General features: G+C 40.0%; 11 protein-coding genes and 3 pseudogenes. 10 read left to right on the top strand and 4 right to left on the bottom strand.

The features are described from left to right. The 4 genes and pseudogenes from ACFIM1_RS07950 to ACFIM1_RS07935 all read right to left on the bottom strand — a co-directional run. Positions 1-201 (bottom strand): annotated as a pseudogene (locus tag ACFIM1_RS07950) (hypothetical protein); the annotation flags it as partial. Between the two features lie 88 nt (positions 202-289). Beyond that, positions 290-952 carry a hypothetical protein gene (locus tag ACFIM1_RS07945; protein ID WP_375609657.1) on the bottom strand — a complete coding sequence of 221 codons (663 nt, stop codon included), beginning with the start codon at positions 950-952 and terminating at the stop codon, positions 290-292. A gap of 82 nt (positions 953-1,034) precedes the next feature. Beyond that, positions 1,035-1,766 carry a hypothetical protein gene (locus ACFIM1_RS07940; RefSeq protein ID WP_375608714.1) on the bottom strand — a complete coding sequence of 244 codons (732 nt, stop codon included), beginning with the start codon at positions 1,764-1,766 and terminating at the stop codon, positions 1,035-1,037. Between the two features lie 1,648 nt (positions 1,767-3,414). Next, a pseudogene (locus tag ACFIM1_RS07935) lies at positions 3,415-4,068 on the bottom strand (type ISP restriction/modification enzyme); the annotation flags it as partial. A 426-nt stretch (positions 4,069-4,494) separates the two neighbouring features. On the opposite strand from ACFIM1_RS07935, the gene ACFIM1_RS07930 reads away from it, so the two are divergent. From ACFIM1_RS07930 to ACFIM1_RS07885, 10 genes and pseudogenes are all read left to right on the top strand, one after another. Beyond that, positions 4,495-6,255: a ShlB/FhaC/HecB family hemolysin secretion/activation protein gene (locus tag ACFIM1_RS07930; RefSeq protein WP_375609658.1), complete on the top strand. Its 1,761-nt coding sequence runs from the start codon at positions 4,495-4,497 to the stop codon at positions 6,253-6,255. 90 nt (positions 6,256-6,345) lie between these two features. Then, positions 6,346-13,971 (top strand): DUF637 domain-containing protein, encoded by a 7,626-nt coding sequence (locus tag ACFIM1_RS07925; protein ID WP_375609659.1) that lies wholly within the window; start codon positions 6,346-6,348, stop codon positions 13,969-13,971. A 62-nt stretch (positions 13,972-14,033) separates the two neighbouring features. Then, entirely contained in the window at positions 14,034-14,606 is a 573-nt protein-coding gene (locus ACFIM1_RS07920; protein ID WP_375608711.1) for an SMI1/KNR4 family protein, read from the top strand. Positions 14,607-14,657: 51 nt separating this feature from the next. Continuing rightward, a complete protein-coding gene (locus ACFIM1_RS07915) occupies positions 14,658-15,236 on the top strand; it encodes an SMI1/KNR4 family protein (RefSeq protein ID WP_375608710.1) in 579 nt (192 codons plus the stop codon). A gap of 52 nt (positions 15,237-15,288) precedes the next feature. Beyond that, positions 15,289-15,774, top strand: coding sequence for an SMI1/KNR4 family protein (locus tag ACFIM1_RS07910; RefSeq protein WP_375608709.1), 486 nt, complete (start codon positions 15,289-15,291; stop codon positions 15,772-15,774). Next, positions 15,771-16,235 (top strand): SMI1/KNR4 family protein, encoded by a 465-nt coding sequence (locus tag ACFIM1_RS07905; protein ID WP_375607373.1) that lies wholly within the window; start codon positions 15,771-15,773, stop codon positions 16,233-16,235. Before ACFIM1_RS07910 ends, ACFIM1_RS07905 begins: the two co-directional genes overlap by 4 nt. A 102-nt stretch (positions 16,236-16,337) precedes the next feature. Next, entirely contained in the window at positions 16,338-16,925 is a 588-nt protein-coding gene (locus ACFIM1_RS07900; protein WP_375608708.1) for an SMI1/KNR4 family protein, read from the top strand. Between the two features lie 42 nt (positions 16,926-16,967). Beyond that, positions 16,968-17,558: an SMI1/KNR4 family protein gene (locus ACFIM1_RS07895; RefSeq protein WP_375608707.1), complete on the top strand. Its 591-nt coding sequence runs from the start codon at positions 16,968-16,970 to the stop codon at positions 17,556-17,558. 47 nt (positions 17,559-17,605) lie between these two features. Further along, positions 17,606-18,082, top strand: coding sequence for an SMI1/KNR4 family protein (locus ACFIM1_RS07890; RefSeq protein ID WP_375608706.1), 477 nt, complete (start codon positions 17,606-17,608; stop codon positions 18,080-18,082). A 5-nt stretch (positions 18,083-18,087) separates the two neighbouring features. Continuing rightward, a pseudogene (locus ACFIM1_RS07885) lies at positions 18,088-20,722 on the top strand (DUF6990 domain-containing protein). Positions 20,723-21,171: the final 449 nt, after the last annotated feature.

Below are 21,171 nucleotides of genomic sequence, written 5' to 3'. Positions count from 1 at the left end.
ATACACACAAGCATTATCATAAACCCAGCAATTGCCATCATGGGATAGATTAGCTTCCTTTTCAATAAAGCCCCCTAAATCCCCCGTCTTAACATCATCAAAATCTTTTAAAGCCCGAATGCGATAAAGGTTTATAATATTTCGAGTAAGAGCATGTTTGATTTTTTTGATTTCACTGGTTAATTCGTATTTTTGAGACATAGAGATACCCTCACATAATAGATATGTGTTAAACGGTTAGGAAAATTTGATTGGAAAGAAGGCGCCCCCGCCGCGCCCGCGCCATTATTTACGCAGCGTTATTTGCAATAACCTTTACAACGTTATCGCTTTCATAAACCTCACAATCATTAGGAACCCAATAAAGATCACTATGTCTTTTTAACCTTGCATTACCATAGACATTACCTATGACCATGAAATAACCAGAGATTTTTGCATTGCCATAAACACAGCCTTTAATCTTGGCATGGCACCCCACACTAGCACGACCATAAACCTTGCCATAAATCTTTGCAGCACCACTAACAGAAGCATGATCATAAACCTCGGCATTGCCATGAATGCGTGCACTTCCTGATAATTTTGCATTGCCATAAACCCGCGCCTGATGATAAACCCAAGCATTATAAGAAAGATGCGCATTGTCATAAACATGGGCATTTGCATAAACGCGGGCATGGTCACATACATGAGCATTGCCATAAACAAAGCCCATTATAATAGCCTTATTAAAAACCTTGGCATTTTCATAAATATGGGCAGGATTTAAAACAAGAGCATTATCATAAACCCAGCAATTACCATCATGCGATAAGTTATTTTCATTTTCAATAAAGCCGCCTAAAGCCCCAGTTTTGACATCATCAAAGTCTCTTAAAGCTTTAATGCGATAAAGAGTTTTATTATTAAATACACGCGTTTCATTTGTGAGTGCAAACTTTTTTTGCATAGCACAATTCCTTTATAAAAAGATTTAAATTTTAAAATAAGATGTTTTAAAGAGGGGCGCCCCCGCCGCGCCCGCGCGTTATTTACGCAGCATCATTTTCATATTCGCTATCATCGTCATAGTACCATTCACAATCAGCATAATACTCATGACGGTAATAATCATCTTCACTCCCAAATTCTGGATATGCCTCATCCCAAATATGATCATCTGCTGTTAAAGAGGCGGCGCTGTGAACATAAGAATCGCCAGAGATAAGAGCCCCACAAACCACGGCATCATCAAAAACACGCGAGCCATCACAAATATGAGCAGCGCCGCTTATTTTAGCATTGCCCCCGACATGAGCATCATCACAAATAACGGCATCATCACAAATATGAGCATGATCAGTGACGCGGGCGTTATCATAAATTTTAGCATTACCTTCAATTACAACGGCATTGCTAACATGAGCATTGCCATAAAGCTTTGCATTGTCCTTTAATAACATGCCTTCAAAAATAGCATTACCATAAATTTTAGCATTACCACAAACGTCAACAAAAAAGCTTTTTACTTTAGCATTGCCTGAAACCCTTGCATTTTGAAAGACGCGCGCTTTGTCATAAACCCAGCAATTGCCTTTGTGAGATAAGTTACTTTCGTTTTCAATATACCCCCCAAGATCGCCCGCTTTGACATCCCCAAAATCTCTTAAAGCACGTATACGGTATAATATGAGACCAGTCACAAAATCCATTTCGCCAGTAAACTCATACTTTTTGGATATTTTTTTCTTATTAACGGGAGTGTTTTTTACTATAGTTTTCATAGTTTTTTCCTAACGAAATTAAAATTTTTCATTAACAGCCCATAAGGGCGCCGGGTGCTGAAAAACACGGTCGTTAGTCCGCTGTTATGCTTTCCTCATCAAAGAGTATTGTATAGCATAACCACACCCGACATAATCGTTATATGCTAATGGTAGCATAAAAGAAAGTCAGTATTTTAAAGAATGGGAAGGGTTGTTTCGTAACCAATCCGCTAACGATTAAGTGTTTTTCAATCACTTGATTATTTATATAACAAAATACGTATTTATTGTCAAATAATATTTTATCTTTTTTGATATTTTTTTGTATTTTTTAAATGCATTGTGTATTGATAATATCTTATGCCTATTAATTGCTTCTTTTATATTTATATGCTTTTAAAGCTATATTATGGGATTTCTGAAACGATTGCGTTCTTTTTTGAATCTATACATTTATAATATTTAGAAACGCTATCATAATGCATATTTTTAACTTTATAACCTATCAATTTTTTTACTAAATGAATTTAAATTTTTTTTGTGAATTTTGTTTATAACGCATTTATCATTTGCACTATCTTAATAGGCACCGCGCTCTTATAACCAATGCTTTCATTTGCATTATGATTATAAAACCTTGCTGTTTTTATGCATTCTCTATAGCTGTTATATATTTTATAGCCATGGCATCATTTTTTATTTTCATAAGAGAAATGATAAATAGGATAATTGTGATTTATTGCCTGTTATGAAAACATCTCAATAGAAACTGATAATTATAGAGATTAGCAAAATCCCTTTTAATAGACCGTGTCAGTGTTGTCAGTTTTGTCAGTTCTTTTTAGACCCTCTATTATTTTTTTTAAATGCGTAAAAACTAAAAACATTATATTTCAATAGGTTAATTTCTTTAAAACACAACTCATATCAAGAATACAATCTTTAAAGATAACCAATGATATGAATTGATTAAAACCTGTCAGTTATGTGTCAGTAAATTGAACTGACAAAAGTGATCATTTGAGTGAGTCATTACAACGTGCTTTATGAAAATCATATGATCCTTTAAAGCTTTTCAAAAGATAGCTTGTAACTCATAAGAGATGCTATCAAGATCATTATAGTTATGAGTTTTGACGGGGTTTTGAGTTTTGAGGGTTGCTGCTATTATGTAAAAAAACGATAAAAATTAAAAACGTTATATTTCAATGTGTTAATATTTTACAAATCTTAAAAAACAACCCATATTGATAACACAACCTATAAATTCAACTAATAATATACGTTTTGAGGGGGTTTTGACGGTTTTTACACCTTCAAAACCTATAAGCAAAATGAATATATATAACCCTCTTTAAACAAAGCTTTTGAAAAGGATAAAGCACTCATTTTAGATTACGGTATAACCTCTTAAAGGCAATGTAAAAAAATCTAATTCACTTTAAGAGTGGATTTCTTAAAAGTTTTAAAGCAATCCAAATAAGAGTATCTAAAAGTGCAAGTTTCTTCTTTTTAGAATAACGCATGATAAATTATCCTTTTAAAGATTGTATGTAAGCAATGTATAAAGGGGGTATAGAGTATAAAGGGGTATAGGAACCTATAGCTATAAGACCTTGTACCCCTTATGAGTTTATCATACCCATTATGTGAGCATGCTTTTAAGTTATTCAGTTTCTCTTAATACCAAATTTGGTAAGTTCTTAACGATTTTCATGGTTTCTAAACTTACGGTAATAACCCTCTGAAATAACTCTAGAGGGTAGGCAGGGTTGCCAACGGTTTCAACAGCATAGCGATTAGCATCATTCACAATACCACTCTTTTTATCAGTCTTAACGCATTGACGCCCCATAACCCATTCAAGAGCGGGTTTACCATTGACGATATACTTATAAGCTTCAAGAGGGATATCTGTGATGATGATATTGCTGTTATAAATAACCGTCGATTTATCCTTTTCCTTACTATTCCCAGCGAATTTCATTTCAGTTACATAATAAAACTTTTCTGGATTAGAGATCTCTGTAAATTTTGGATTACCCTTTTTAAAGGTCACTGGATAAGGCTCTACATCTTCATAATTCACATGCAAATGACCCAGTTCACGCCCTGCTGTTACAAACTTCCAAAAATCTTCAGCAGTTTTTACACAAGGAATACGAGGCAATTCTTTAGAGAGGTTATCAGCATAACGAGAGCGATAACCTTCCGAATGAAGTAGACCGTAAACATAATAGAATAAATCATCTTTCGTGATAGTTTCATTAGGATAAGCAGTTTTAAAATATGCTAATTCTTCATAAGTTATGGCATTACGCATTTTCTTTTTTTTATTTTAGTAATAAACTATTGTCATACTATTTTTCTTATCAAGCGATAATAATGGATAGTATCTTGTTGTTTCTAATATGTAACAGTTCCAATAAATTTGGTATATTCTATGAATAAGAGTCTTTACTTGAAGCTCAAGATTATATTACATGCAACACCTTAAAATTAAGAAGCATATTAGAGTGTATGATTGTCATTTAACAGTGTCATTGTAAAATCTTCAAAAGCGGGGGAAATGATATGGTTTGCACAACTAATAAAGCAGGTGTATACAGTACAGTCTATGCTTTTTTCTCAGAAATTATAAGTATTATTTTCATCAAAAAATTAAAAAATTGTTACGCGATTGGCGATTTTTTCTGTGACGCTGACGATATGGTTCATTTTGTTGCTCATTTTGAGGGCACAATGAATGCATAGATTTTTTTTCATTTTTGTTTTTGCGGCTATTTTGTGCCTTTTTTCGTTGCCGAGTTTTGCCCAAAACATTCGTGAGAAAGCGATTAATCAATCAGAGAGCATCCAACGACAACAAACGCAACAACAACGTTTTCAGCAATTACACCGTAGAAACGAAACACATGGGGTATTTTTGCCAGACGATGATACCACATCTGCCTATGGTGCTTCGCCTAGTACAACCTGTTTGCTGATCAAAAGCATTGAATTTGTTGGTGCTCAGTTGATTTCTCATACCGACCTTCATGAAGCCATTTCTCTTTGGGAAGGGCGGTGTTTGGGGATTGCCGAAATCAACAAAGTGCTCAAAGCGGTGACCAAGCTTTATATGAAGCGCGGCTATATTGCGGTGCGGGCTTATTTGCCTGAGCAAGATTTAAGCGGCGGTCATCTCAAGATTGTTGTAGTTGAAGGTGTGATGGAAGATATCACTCTGGATGGGCATAAAGTTGAGAGGAGACTTCAAGGAGAAATCACCACGGCTTTTCCAAACCTTATTGGGAAGCCGACCAATCTGCGCCAGATAGAGCAAGGGCTTGATCAAATCAATCGGCTTTTCTCACGCCAAGCCACCATTAATCTTGGTGCTGGTGGCAATTCGGGTGGTTCGATACTCGATGTTCATATTGAAAAACAGAAACCTTGGCTTATTACGCTTTCCAGCGATAATCTTGGCGCTAAAGCAACAGGGCTTTATCAAACGCGCTTGAGCCTTTCTTTTGATGATCTGTTAGGGATTAATGATCAATGGTCGTTTAGTTATCAGCGTTCTATGGATGGTGGTCCGTATCATTTTTCTCACAAGCGTCCCAATAGTGATACTCTAACGGGATCATTTTCTCTACCCTATGGCTATTGGACAACGGGTTTTGATGGGACGTGGAGCCAATATCATTCGAGTGTTAAGGGAATATTTTCCGATATTATGACAGCGGGTAAGTCTTTATCGCTTACACCGTGGATTTCACGGGTTATCGACCGTGATCAAGAGGGAAAGACCTGGGTTACAGGACGGTTGACATGGAAATATTCTGATAATTTTATTATGGGCAGTCGAGTTGATGTTTCCAGCCGTAAACTAGCTATTGCAACCTTTGAGCTTGATCATTCGCGCAAGTGGCTTGGAGGAGAATTAAGCGCGCATATAGGGTTTCATAAAGGGTTGGCAATTCTTGGCGCTTATGACGATAAAGAGCAAGAGAATGCAACAAAAAATTCACCCAAAGGGCAATTTTCCAAATTGTCTTTTTCCCTAGGCTACATGCGTCCTTTTTCGCTCAAACAATATAACTTTCGCTATAACACGCTGTTTTCAGGACAATTATCACCCGACACATTGTTTAGTTCAGAGCAAATATCGCTTGGTGGTAGTTCCTCTGTGCGTGGGGTGCGTGAGGCGATTTATTACGGCAATAATGGGGCGTTTTGGCGCAATGAATTGTCGCTGTTGTTGCCAGGTTTTTCTTCGAGAATGGGGCGTAAATTTATGAGCCAATTTGCCCCTTATATAGCGCTTGATCTGGGGGCAGTGGCCAATGATGTAAACAAAAACAGTTTTGGCGGGAGCCTCGTTGGGGCAACTCTTGGTTTCCATGCAACCGGAGATATTACGGATATTGATGTGTCTTATTCAAATATTTTAACCCAATCGACAGTGCGAGAAAAGGGAAATGCGACAGGGTTATTTCAAGTGCGGGCATTATTGAGATTTTAGAGCAAATGGGCGGTAAAAATATCGCTGCGCTGTTTATACCCATATGGGTTGTTTTTTAAAAGAGATAAAGAATTTTATGAGGAGCTGAAGATGCGGGGATTGAAAGATCAAAAGCATAGATTGGGATATGGATACAAGCTATGGCAGCGCGTTCTTTGTGTTTTGCAGCGAGGGATCCATAAGGGGCTTTCACTTGTTTTAAGTTTTTGCTTAGCTTTTCAGCCTTTGTTGTTGCAAGCACAAGCGCTTGGAGCGCGAAGTCCCGTTGCACAAGAGAGTCAAGGGATAAAAGCAGCTGATGGGGTTGGCTCTGTTTTCCGCCCCACGGTGGGGAAAGCCGGCAATGATGTGCCGCTGATTGATATTGTGCGCCCCAATGGACAGGGTCTTTCTCATAACAAATATGACAGTTTCAATGTTGATACCCATGGCGTGATTTTGAACAATTCGACTGAGGAGGTTTCGCGTTCACAGCTTGGGGGATTGGTGCCAGGCAACGGCAATTTGCGTTATAGCGGTGCAGCAAAGGTTATCCTCAATGAAGTAGTGAGTGCCAATCGCTCGCGTCTTGAAGGCGTGAGCGAAGTGCATGGGCATATGGCGGATGTTATTATCGCCAACCCCAATGGGATTACCTGTAACGGTTGTGGCTTTATTAATACACCACGGGTGACTTTATCGACTGGACAACCGATTATTGGAGCCGATGGCGCTTTGAGTGGGTTGCGTGTTGAGGGTGGTGATATCACCATAGGCGCTCGTGGGGCTGATGGGAGTGCATTAGATATTTTTGATCTTGTTTCGCGCAAGATCAGTATCGGGGGTCCCATACAGGTCAAAGGGGATTTGGCTGTTATCGCTGGTCACAATCATTTTGATTATGACAAACGCGAAGCAACTTCTCTTGGTTCTGATGGCAAAGAGCCGGAATTGGCGATTGATTCCAGTGAGTTTGGTGGAATGTATGCGGGGCAGATCCGCGTGATTGCCAATGATAAAGGCGCCGGCGTTAAGATGCGCGGAGACATGGTTGCCAATGCAGGCGCCATGAGATTGACAAGTGATGGCAAGCTGGTGATTGCCAAAGCACGCGCCAAAGGAGCGGTGAAGGCTCATTCTCACCACGACAGTGTACATGTGAAAGATCTGCTTTTTTCAGAAGAAGCAGTTGAACTGAAGGCTTTGAAACATGTTGAACTGGAAAAAAATGCGCGCGTTGCAGCGAGCGGTACTGTTGATGTGGGCGCTGATCTGATCAAGCTACAGTCTCATGCTCTTCTAGCAAGCGGTATTGGGAGTGATGGTCAACAGTCAGCGACGGGTTTTTTGCACTTACAGGCAGCAAAGCTTGAGGCGGGGAATGGGAGGATAGCCGCCGGTGATCTTTTAGAGATCCAAGCAGCAACAATTGATCTAAGCCGCATGCAAGACAATGATCAAACAGGGGTTTCTTCCCTTGGCGATCTGACCATTAAAACCAATCAAATCACCGCTTTAAACAACCATATTGGTGCTAAGGGGAATATTGTCTTGAGCGCCGATGATGGGCTCACTGTAGGCGCTGGACATTATAGCGCCGGCGGCTCTCTTTTGGTGGAAGCAGCAGAGCTTACATCACGTGCGCGCTTAGTGGCAGAGCAAAAAGTTGACCTTTATGCGCATCACGGTGCCCTGATCCAAGAAGGTACTGTATTGTCCAATGGGAAGATAACGCTGGATGCCCATGGTGCCCTCAATCACACGGGTGATATTGTCAGTATGCAGCAGGTTGCCTTGACAGCGGGTGGCATGCTCACAACTTCTCAAGAGAGCACGATTTTAAGTTATGATGTGGTTTTAAGTGCTGATGCTTTAACCCAAGCAGGGACAGTGGAAGCCCAAGAGGGAGCATTAACCCTTCAAGTGCGTGATGGGGTCGCAAATAACGGCACAATGCGCGGTGAGAGTGTCGATGCTCATATTGGTGCATTTACCAATCAAGGGACGTTTATTGCAACCGATGATTTGCATTTGATGGTAAGCACACAAGAAGGCGCCGATCCGCAACAAGCCTTTCTGAAGAATACATCCGAAGGTGTCCTTCAAAGTGGTGGTGTTTTTGTTGTGACCGCAGGGCAATTAGACAATGCCGGTGCGCTTGGCTCTAGTGGTGAGAATGTTGCCCTCAATGTGGCAGGGAATGTCAGCAATAGTGGGCTGATTTACGCCAAAAAATCTATGGACGTATTCAGTGATGGTGATTTAACCAACACACAGGGCAGAATGATTGCAGAAGAGGCTCTCAGTATTGGTGGGCTGAAAGAGATACGTGCTGGTCATATAAATAATGAGGCTGGTCTTCTCAGTGCTTTAGCCGGTGAGATGAAGATTGTTGCAACGTCTTTTGTCAATAAAAGCGCTGAAGCGACAAATTCAGAGCAACAAAACGCTACACATGATGAAGGTGCGCATGTTTTAGCGCGGGATGGTTTGCGCATTGATGTGGGCAGTTTTGAGAATGTTGATGGTCTCATTTCTACGCAAGGGGCAGTCAATATTGTTGCTGATAGTGTGATCCAAGCAGGGCACATAGAGATTGAGCGTGGTGACCTTCAACTGACCAGCCACGGTGATTTAAGCAATAGTGGCACAATAGAAAGCAATGATACCATTGCTTTGCATGCGCAAACAAATCTCAGCCAAACGGGGCGCATTGTTTCACAAAAGCGAATAGAGCTTTCCAGTGATGGCATCTTGACGCTGGGTGAGACAAGTGAGGTTGGCGCCTATGATGTAACGCTGAAGGCAGGCACACTCACCCAAGCTGGGCTTGTGGAAGCGCAAGGCGGGGTACTTACTCTCAACAGCCATGATGTTTTAAGCAATTCCGGTATTATGGTGGGCGGTGTTGTTGATGCGAAGCTTGGGTCTTTAGCCAATTCCGGTCAGCTTTTAGCCAGTGACAGTTTTACGCTTGTGGCAAAAAGTCATGATCCGTCATTGGGGCAAGTTGCTCTGGTTTTAAATGGTGAAGACGGTGTTCTCAAAAGTGGTGGCGCTTTTGTCTTAACCGCAGATGTTTTGGACAATGCCGGCAGTATTGGTTCAAGTGGTGATGGGGTTGCGCTCAATGTGAGCGCTGATCTGAGTAATAGTGGGCTGATTTATGCCAAGAAATCTGCCATTTTCTCCTTGGATGGGGATTTTATCAATAAGTTTGCCGATGTCATTGCTGAAGACAATCTCATCATCCGTGGCTTAAGTGGAGAGCGGGCTGGTCATGTGATCAACAGCTCGGGTCTTTTAGAAGCCGTGTCAGGCGATATGACCTTCGATGTCTCAGCGCTTACCAACATGCGTGAAGGTGGAGTTGAAGTTAGCGATAAAGTGGTTTCTCACAGTTACGTGCGAGGAGAATGGAAAGATGTCGAAAATATTGATCATTTACGTATCAAGGAAAATATCGACACCACGATCATTCGTCAGCAGCCTCATTTTACCAATAATGCTGCACAGATTTTAGTAGGACATCATCTGACAATTAATGCCGGTGATATCCGCAATAGCTATAGCTTGATTGCTGCCAATGGCAACATTGAGATGCATGGCGATACGCTGCTCAATGAGGGGCGCGATTTAATCGAAACAACTAAGGTTGTAACAGAAACGCGCTACAGACACAAAGACTGTAATTTTTGGACCAGTCTAGGGTGTATAGCGCATGGTGCAGATGAATGGGATGGTCCTACTTTTACCCAAACACTCAAACGCACTTATGATACTGTTTACGGCACGATTGAAGCTGGTGGCACGCTTGATGCCAAGTTGACAGGCTATATTGATAATCATGCGGTGCGTGAGGGGGTTGAGCAAGTTGGCTTAAGCTCTGGCGATAAGGGGTTGGCTGGTGTTAAAAACACCGATTTTGACGGTTCCAAACCACTGATTAGTGATGATCGATTGGACGGTATTATCAATGGTTTGAAAGGGCACAAAGGGCTTTTTGCACCAAGCACAAAAACACCCGCACCAGAATCCATACAGGTGCCAACGCAAGACGGGCTTAACTCTGTTAAGACAGAATTGGCTCAGACCCAATCACCGGATGTGCCGTTTTTAGTTGAGACGCGTCCAGATTTTATCAACCCAAGTAAATTTTTAGGATCGGACTATTACTTAAAAAAGATTGGTAATTATAAGCCTGAGCACGTGTTTAAAAAGTTGGGGGATGCTTATTTTGAATATCGTCTGGTGGGTGAGCAAATCTTTGAGCTGACAGGTAATCGCACTCTTCTTGATGTTGAAGATCCCAATGCTCAAATGCAAAGGCTCTATGACAATGCTGTGGAGCAGCAAGATCCCTTGGAGTTAGAGCTAGGCAAGCCCTTAACGCCTCAGCAGATTGCTGGGATCAAAAAGGATATGATCTGGCTTGAGACCCACCTTGTCGATGGACAAGAGGTCTTAGTGCCTCACGTTTATTTGGCACCAAACACTTCTTTAGCACAAGATGTTTATGGGGCAAAAACGCAGCAAGGAAACCTTACCAGTGCACGTTTGAAAGGCAATGGCGTCACTATAGAGACGGACCGTTTTGCCAATAGCGGCACCATATCAAGTAATGGTGCATTGCATGTTTCGACCACGCAAACTTTGTTTAATGATGGTGGTTTTTTGCTTGGCGGCGGTGCTGTTGATCTCAGCAGTGGCGATCTTTTAGCCAATTCGTCAGGGGTTATCTTGGGGAATATCATCACCCTCAATGCGAAGACAATCATTGATGGTACTGCAAAAATCCGTGACACGAATGAATATGGTTTTGTTGATCGGATCGGACAGCAGGCTCAAATCATTTCTATGCAGGATTTAAACATTCACTCCCTTGGCGATTTAAGCATGACTGGTGGCCAATGGAGCAGTGGTGGACCGATGACGGTCATTGTCGATGGTTCTGCTACATTTGGTTCATTAGTGCTAGAGAGTGACCATAAGCAGACATTGGAAAAAGGGCATTATAACGCCCAAAGCAGTGAGCACCGTTTGGCAGAAGTCAACAGTGATGGAGATTTGACCATTGTCACAGGTGGTGATCTTAACCTTGGGGGAAAGTTTAAAGCCAAGGGCAATGGGGATTTCACCAGTGGTGGTGCTCTCAACGCGATTTCAGAGCAAGATTTTAACAGTTTTGATTTGGATCTGAGGGGCAAAGAAGGCGACAAATCGAAGCAAAAGAATAAGTTTCGTCAACAGTCAACAGAAGTTACTACAAACAAAACCACGATAGAAACAGAGGGCAACCTCTCCATGCATGCGCAAAATGGGGATCTCACACTTGATGCCATAGGGGCAAAAAGTGGTGGTCAGACGCATTTGGCATCAGATAAGGGAAAAATCAAGTTTCTGACCAACAAGGATCAAGATTTTAAGGATGTTTATCAGCGTAATGAAAACCTTGTGTGGTGGAATGAGAGGGACAAAGGCTATCTGAAGGAGACCATCGAGCATGTCACCATAGATGCTAAGGGTGGCATAAAGCTTGATGCGGGCGATGGCTTTGTTGTTGAATATGAGGCAACCGGTGATTTAGACAAATCTCTTGAACAATTATCTCGCTCCCCAGGCATGGCATGGATTAAGCAACTGCGTGATGATCCAGAATTATCCAAGCAAGTTGATTGGCAAGCAGTGAAAGCTGAATTTAAAGACTGGGATTATAAAGCCCAAGGGCTGACAGAAGCTGGCGCTGCTATCGTGGCCTTGGCTGTCACGGCGGTTACGGGTGGAGCAGCCTCGGGCGCTGCCAGTGCCATTACCGGTGCTTTGGGGCTTGGCTCGAGCACTGCCATGAATGCGGCGATACAGGCAGGTGTCCAAGCGCTGATTAACAAAAGCGCTGTGGCTCTTGTCAATAATCGCGGCAATATTGCCGGCGCCTTGCATGAGCTTGGCTCTTCAAAGAATGTTCTCAGCATTGTCTCGTCGATGTTAACGGCGGGCTTAACCAGCCAAATAACGGAAATGGCAGGTGTTGGACAATCTTTGCCAAAAACCGCTCCTTTTGTCGATCGTATCGCCAGTGAAGCGGAAAAGAACCTGATCAAAGCCGCCATTGGCACAGGCGTGCAAACGGCTCTTGAGGGTGGTTCTCTTGACAAGAACTTTTTTAACAATCTGCGCATCGCCCTGTCTGATACGGTTGGCAAATCGTTGGCGGAAGAAATCGGTACCGCCAAGGCTGAAGGCAAAATAGACACGGTCACGCAGATCGTTGCTCACGCCGGTCTTGGCTGCTTAAAAGGCGCTGTTGCGAGCGGTGCTTGCTCTGCCGGTGCTGTGGGGGGTGCTGTGGGCGAAGCCACTGCTATGCTCCAGTTTCAATTGTGGGTGCAAGGCATTGTGAAAGAGGAAATGGGAGATCTAAACGGTCGCACCCCAACTGCGGAAGAGGAAGCGCGTATAAACGCAAAGATTGATGCGCAGTTTGCTGACTTTAGGGATCACACCATTGATGTCGCACGGGCTGCGGGGGGCGTTGCTGCTGCCCTTGCCGGTGGCGATGTTGATGCTGGCGCCGATGCCGCTGGTAATGCCGCTGCAAATAACTTTTTGGGGAGTGCACAACGCGCTCAGATGAAGAAAGAGTTAGAAGAGTGCCCTGATGATCAGTGTCGAAGAGATGTTAACGAAAAATGGTTCGAGATTGATGAACAACAAGATAGAACTTTTTCGACAGGAATTATGACTGGTCTCATTGCCGATATACCAATCAAGCTATACGAGTTAGCTGATGGCGCTGTGAAGAACATGATGTTACAAATGATAATATTTGCTAGCAATCCACGGGGGGGCGTTGAAAAGAGTGTTAAAGACATTGGAACAGGAGCGTCTTGGGTCGTGAGTGGACATGTGATTGATGATGTCTGGGAAGGTGCTGGTCAATTCTGGGGAGGTGTTGAGGATTCCTTTATAGGGGATATAGATTACGTAAAAGAGAATCTTGAAAAAGCGGAAGTTAACGGAGCTTTTAATGCTGGTTTTGAAACTGGAAGATTATCAGCCGGAGTGTTAGAAAACTTTGTTGGAGGCGCTGGAGCAGCCAAGGGAGCCATAAAGCTTGGCGAAAAGGCTGTGATCAAGTTCAATGCTAGGAAAGATTTTGTCCAATTCGCTTCCAAGAAAAATCTTGCAGAACTTGCAGCTCAAGGAGATCCTGACAAATTTGCGGCGAAGAAAGAACTAACTAAACTTGCTGCTAAAGAAAAAAAGCTTTGGTTAAAAAAGAAACCCACTAAATTTACCGATAGCAAATTTGGACAGACCTACACAGTTTATCGGAGAGACGATTTGTTTGATCCTCATGCAAGGGTTAAATGGACTGAAAAAGGGGAAACGGTATGGGGCACCAATGTTGAAAGGACAAAAACAGGAAGAGCACCTATAGGGTTTGATGGTAAGCCTGTTGAGTTGCATCACCTAAATCAAACCCCTGATGGACCCCTAGCGGAAATTAGCCATGAATTTCATAAAAAATATACTTCTGTTATTCATGCTAATCCAAAAACACATCAATCGCTCATAGATAGAAAAAAGTTTGAGAAGCAGAGAGAGGAATATTGGAAAGAATACGGCAATGGGCATGGAGAACAAAAAAACAGTAGTTTAGGAGGAATAATTGATATGAAATGGGGTATCATAGGTCTAAATTTTGACAGATGGGGACAGGAGCACCGGCAGTAATACTCTACGATTGATGAAAAAAGAAAAAAGAAACTTATAAAATAATTTATGGAGGATAATTGATGAAAACCTATACCTTAGATGATGTTACAGTATTAGTTGATAAATATGAAGGTGATATTGTTAATTTTGCTAGCAAAGATAAGGAGGTTGATGATCTCGTGATTGAAAAAGCTGAGGAAATTCTTGGTTTGCAATTCACATCTTCCTATAAAGTTTTTTTAAAACATTATAAAGGCGGGGACATTGGTGGTTATGAAATCTATAGGCTTTATAAGGAGTGTGGAGAAGATATTCCTTTTGATGATATTGTTTTTCAAAACTTAAATGATAGAAAACGTGGTTTCGCAACACCAGAACAGCTTATCGTTTGTGATGCTGCTTTTGGTGAAACCTTTTATTTTGATTATACGCAGTTTAGGGATGGAGAATGCCCACTTTATGTCATGCTTCCATCTGAGGATTGCGAATATTATGCCAGTAATTTTTATGAATTCCTATGCAAAAGAATTATAGTACACGCAGGAGATGAGATACCTGATGGTGACCAACCGATTGAAAAGATTGAGAACACTCCCACTCCGAAACCTATCCCTTTTTACAAGAGTTTTTGGAAAAAACTATGGAAGAGGTGAAATTGATAGGGAAATATGGAGCGTTTATCACGCAAGTTTTGAGGATCATCTATGAAAACCTATACCTTAGCTGATGTCATAGAATTAGTTGATAAAGTGAATAAATATGATGATGATATTATCCATTTTCGTACTGAAGATGATGCAGTTGATGATCTTGTAATTGAAAGGGCTGAGAAAGCTCTTGGTTTACAATTCACATCCTCTTACAAGAGTTTTTTTAAACATTATAAAGGCGGGGACATTAGTGGTGAAGAAATCTATAGTCTTTATGAGCATCCTATAGGTGTTTCTGTTAATGACGTTGTTTTCCAAAACTTAAATGATAGAAAACGTGGTTTTACGACACCAGAACAACTTGTCGTTTGTGATGCTGATTTTGGTGAAACCTTTTATTTTGATTATACACAGTTTAGGGATGGTGAATGCCCACTCTATCTCAAGTATACATCTGAAGATTGCGAATATTACGCAAGTAATTTTTATGAATTCCTTTGCAAAAGAATTATAGTACATGCAGGAGTTGAGATACCTGAAGGTGATCAACCGATTGAAAAGATTGAGCACACTCCTGCTCCGCAACCTATCCCTTTTTACAAGAGTTTTTGGAAAAAACTATGGAAGAGGTGAAGTTTATAGAGGGAATATGGAGCGTTTATAACGCAAGTTTTGAGGATCATCTATGAAAACCTATACCTTAGCTGATGTCATAGAATTAGTTGATAAAGTGAATAAATACGATGATGATATTATCAATTTTGGTACTGCAGAGGATGCTCCTGATGATATATTGATTGAAAAAGCTGAGAAAACTCTTGGTTTACAATTCACATCTTCCTACAAAAGTTTTTTAAAAAATTATGGAGGAGGAGAAATTGGTTATGAGGAAATTTTTAGCATTTATAACGCAGGTTTTGAGGATCATCCTGCTGGTGATATTGTGTATAAAAACTTATATAATAGGAAACATGGTTTTGTGACACTAGAACAGCTTGTCGTTAGCAGAACTGATTTTGGTGAAACATTTTACTTTGATTATACTCAGGTTCAGGATGGTGAATGCCCACTTTATGTTAGAATTCCATCTGGAGCGTCACATTATTATGCAAGTAATTTTTATGAATTTCTCTGTAAAAGAATTAAGGACCATGCAGGGGAAGATTTATGAAAACTTATACTTTAGATGATGTTGCACAATTAGTTGATAAATATAGTGATAGTGTTGATTTTGGCTCTACAGATGAAGCCGTTGATGATGTACTAATTGAAAAGGCAGAGGGGATTCTTAAATTGCAATTCACAACCTCCTACAAAAGTTTTTTAAAAAACTATGGAAGAGCGGAAATCTGTGGTGAGGAAATATTAAGTGTTTATAATACAAATTTTGAAATTGCTCGTAGTGATGATATTGTCTATTATCATATAACGGATGTAGAAAATGGTTTAGCAAAACCACAGCAGCTTGTTGTGAGTAGAACTGATTTTGGTGAGACATTTTATTTTGATTACTCTCAGTTTCAGGATGGTGAATGTCCGCTCTATCTTAAGTTTCCACCTAGCGATCCCCAGTATTACGCAAGTAATTTTTATGAATTTCTCTGTAAAAGGATTACAGATAACTTGAAGTAAATTTCTTTGTATGGTGGTTTTACTTCCGAATTGCAATGTTAAACCACTATTTTTTCTTTTCAAGAATGCAGGCATCGTTAATATTTTTAAGGGGGATCATCTATGAAAACCTATACCTTAGATGATGTTATAGAATTAGTTGATAAAGTTGATAAATATGATAGTGATATTGTCAGTTTTGGGACTGCAGAAAATGCTGTCGATGATATATGGATTGAAAAGGCGGAGAAAGCTCTCGGTTTGCAATTCACATCTTCTTATAAAAGTTTTTTAAAAAATTATAAAGGGGGAGATATTGGTGGTGATGAAATCTATAGTCTTTATGAAGATTGTGTAGATTTTCCTTTTAATGATATTGTTTGTCAAAACTTAAATTATTATAGAAAACGTGGTTTTGCAACATCAGAACAGCTTGTCGTGAGTAGTACTGATTTTGGTGAAACCTTTTACTTTGATTATACGCAGTTTCGAGATGGAGAATGTCCAATCTATGTTATGTTTCCATTGGATAATTGCGAATATTACGCCAGTAATTTTTATGAATTCCTTTGCAAAAGAATTAAAGTACACGTGGGAGAAGAGATACCTGAAGGTGAACAACCGATTGAAAAGATTGAGCACACTCCCACTCCGCAACCTATCCCTTTTTACAAGAGTTTTTGGAAAAAACTATGGAGGAGGGGCAATTGATAGAGGAAATATGGAGCGTTACGCAAGTTTTGAGGATCATCTATGAAAAACTATACCTTAGATGATGTTGCAGTCTTAATTGATAAAGTAAATAAATATGATGAAGAGATTATCAATTTGGGTACTGAAGATGATGGAGAGGATGAAACAGATGATTTACAGATTGAAAAGGCGGAGAAAGCTTTGGGTTTGCAATTCACATCTTCTTATAAGAGCTTTTTAAAAAAATATGTAGGAGGGGAAATTGGTGGTGATGAAATATTTAGCATTTATGGAGATTGTGGGGAAGGTATTCCTGCTGGCGATATTGTTTACCGAAACTTACTCAATAGAGAACGTGGTTTTGTGACACCAGAACAGCTTATTGTAAGTAGAACAGATTTTGGTGAGACTTTTTACTTTGATTATACGCAGTTTCGGGATGGTGAATGCCCACTCTATGTCATGCTTCCATCTGAAGATTGCGAATATTACGCAAGTAATTTTTATGAATTCCTTTGCAAAAGAATTAAAGAAAGCGTGGGAGTTGAGATACCTGATGGAGACCAACCAATTGAAAAGATTGAGAACACTCCCACTCCGCAACCTATCCCTTTTTACAAGAGTTTTTGGAAAAAACTATGGAAGAGGTGAAATTGATAGGGAAATATGGAGCGTTACGCACGTTTTGAGGATCATCTATGAAAACCTATACTTTAGATGATGTTGCAGTATTAATTGATAAAGTGAATAAATATGATGATGAGATTATCAATTTTGGTACTGCAAAAAATGCTGTCGATGATATATGGATTGAAAAGGCGGAGAAAGCTCTCGGTTTGCAATTCACATCTTCTTATAAAAGTTTTTTAAAAAATTATAAAGGGGGAGATATTGGTGGTGATGAAATCTATAGTCTTTATGAAGATTGTGTAGATTTTCCTTTTAATGATATTGTTTGTCAAAACTTAAATTATTATAGAAAACGTGGTTTTGCAACATCAGAACAGCTTGTCGTGAGTAGTACTGATTTTGGTGAAACCTTTTACTTTGATTACTCTCAGTTTCAGGATGGAGAGTGTCCGCTCTATCTTAAGTTTACACCTAGCGATCCCCAGTATTACGCAAGTAATTTTTATGAATTTCTCTGTAAAAGAATTAAAGAGCACGCAGGGTAATGACGATGCAAACCAAAGATGCAACAGAGATTTTAAAAAGACTTGGCTGGGAGCCTCATCGCGATGAAATGGGTGATATGTTTGCTTATTATCACCTCCCCGATCGCATAGTGCGTATTCACTATGGTGTCATAGATTATGGACGGGATAGCGGAAGATTGTGGGTTTCTGTCAGTCTTACTACTGCTGCTTATTGTCTTGGCTGGGAATACGCTAACGGTAAGAAATCGCGATACCAATATGAGGATATGCTGATTTCTTCAGAAGAGAATTTTGGAGTTACAGCACTGGAGTTTTTTGAAAACCACGTTAAGGTAGCTTTAGACAAAGTGTTAGCTTGGGCGCAAGCACAAGATATTGAGAAAAAATTACGTGAAAAAGCTGCTAATCATTCTCTCGTTGCAAAGGCTCTACTCGGCGATACTGAAGCTTTAAGGAATTACAAACCTACACCTCAATTATATACACCAGAGTTTTCTGATTATGAAAAGATAACGCAGGTTAAGCGCGTTATCTTTTTTGCTGAGGCGTATAAAAATAACGAATTGGATGACATTTTAGCACGCAAAAAACCGAAACAGTGTTTGATGAGTCTCACAGTAGCAACGCGCATTCTTAAAACCCAAGGATGGTTTGCCACAGAGCCTGGGAAAATGTGGTTAGTTTTGCCGGATCGTTTTATTCAATTTGATTTTGGTTTTATACGTCTTCCAAATGATGATTACAATGTTCATCTTGAAGCAGGGATCTCCAACGAAGATATTTCTGTAGCTTGCTATTATATTCACGATAGTAGAAAATGTAGGCAGATATCAGCTACAAATATTTATCAGTCTTTTAATACGATTGAGGGAGGGGTTTTTAGTGGTGTTGATAAAGGGATTGATATTCGTGTAGAGACATTAAATGAGCAGGAGCTTATCAAAATTTCTGAGCGGGTGATACAATGGGCGCGTGCTCAGGATTTAGAAGCAACGATAGAAAGCAAAGCGCTTGTTCAAAAATATAGCTCATGTCCTGATATCTCATGGCATTTGGCTTGTTTAGCATTAACAGGTCAAATTGATGTCTTGAAATCCTATCAAAATGCCGTAAAAGCAGGTACGATTTCTGAATATTTAGATGACGATGATGTGGAAAAATATGTTAATCACGCTGTTCAATTTGCTGAAGGACATCTGACCGTTTTAAAGGAGCGAGAGGCGGCAGATGCACGTATTGGTGTACAATCTTTGGCTCTTCTTAATACAGTTTCTGAAACATTAAAAATGATGAACTGGACAGTCTATCGCGACAAAAATTATAATCGTAATGCCTATTTTATAAGCAAAGACCGTATCATTAATATAATGTACAGTCTTGATAGAAAAGGAAAAACACCGATCCTTATATTCAAGGCTTCACTTTCAACACTTAGTTTTTCTACTACTCATAGAGAGATGTTTCCTAGATTGCCCCAATATATAGCTCTCAAAGAGGCAGAAGAATTTTATACAGTTTCTAGTACTGAATTGGATGAAGGCAAGCTAAAGGAGATTTGTACAGATATACTTGAGTGGGCTGATAACCAAAACACCAACCAAATCATCTATGATTATGCGGCGTTGCTAACAAACAGTGAATTTTGCCTTGCAGAATTTCACCTTATTGCACTTATTTTGACTGGCAATGTCAAAAAACTTAAGTTTTATAAGGAGAGTTTTCAAAGAAAGAGCCGTCTAGGTTTTGTGGAAAACATCACAAAATATGATATTGAGAACGCTCTTACTCTTGCACAGCGTTATTGAACAGGTTTTCCCAAAAAGGCATTGATTTTAAGCTTGGATCCGCAAAACGGCATCTGATGCTTCCAAAACTGTTGCAGGTGAGCCGACAGAGGAAGTAGAGGAAACGGATGACAAAGATGCTCCATTGACCATGGCAAGTGCTCATGAACTTTTAAAAAGCTTAGGTTGGTCAACTGAGAAAATCAATGAAGATGACTATATGGCAAGCTATCAATTGGCTGATCGTGAAGTAGATATTCTTTACAACGATGAAATTGCCAAAGATTGTCCGCAATTTGATAGCGCCTTTTTGATTAGCACGGGAATTTTGGCTTCTGCTTGCAAATACATTGATCCTACTCACACGGAAGATATCCCAGATATACAGCTTAATTTTGAAGCAAAGGGGTTAGAAATCTTTGAACCAGAGGTCAGTGAGGAGCGCTTAAAACAAGCGCTTGATGATGCTTTAGAATGGTCGGTAACAGACATTGACCTTTCTAAAAGACTTCGCTCTGATTATGGCACTGCTCCTTGGGAAAAAGGCGCCACGTCTAAAGCAAACGATACGGATTATGCTTTACTTCATCTTGGCGCTCTTGCTTTATTGGGTGATGTTGAAACCTTACAATCTTATCAGAAAAGTTTTGCAGCAGGTGATCACCTAGGCTTTGACGAGAGCATCAACAAAACCCACCTTGAACGTGTATTAGCTTTAGCCAAAGAAGTAGCAAAGGTGAAGCAAGTGAGTTACGCTTTGATTAAACAGGTGGCAGAAAAGCTTGATGATCAACGAGAGGTTTCCTGCGAAGAGCAGCCTCACTCTTGGAAAGAGAAAATAGCTAAATTTATCGGAAAAAAAGACAAGAAATAGTCCTTTAAAATCTCAAAAATTTTATAGAAAATAGAGTTTTGTCCAAAGCCTTTATCACTCTTTGAGTGAATTCAACAGCTGTGAGATTTTACCGTTGTTACGGATGGTGATTTCACGCTTGGTACTGCAGGGCTATCCAGTGGGGTGGTCAGATGCATCTGGCGGCAGATAAGGGCAAGATTAAGTTTCGCATCAATAAGGATCAAGATTTTTAGGATACTGATCAGCTATGCTTTAATTAAAATAGCCCTTGCGCCAATTTCATAAGATACATGATAAATATGATAATTGTGATTTATAGACTGTTATGAAAACATCTAAAGAGAGATTAATAATTCTAGAGATTAGAAAAATCCTTTTTAATAGACCGTATCAGTGTTGTCAGTTCCTTTTAGACCTTCTATTATTTTTTTAATGAGAAAAAATAAAAATATTATATTTCAATAGGT

Source organism: Bartonella sp. AC158YNML, assembly GCF_042196725.1.
GTDB lineage: Bacteria > Pseudomonadota > Alphaproteobacteria > Rhizobiales > Rhizobiaceae > Bartonella.
The sequence above is the reverse complement of the archived record's forward strand: the minus strand, read 5'-3'. Positions and strand labels throughout refer to the sequence as shown.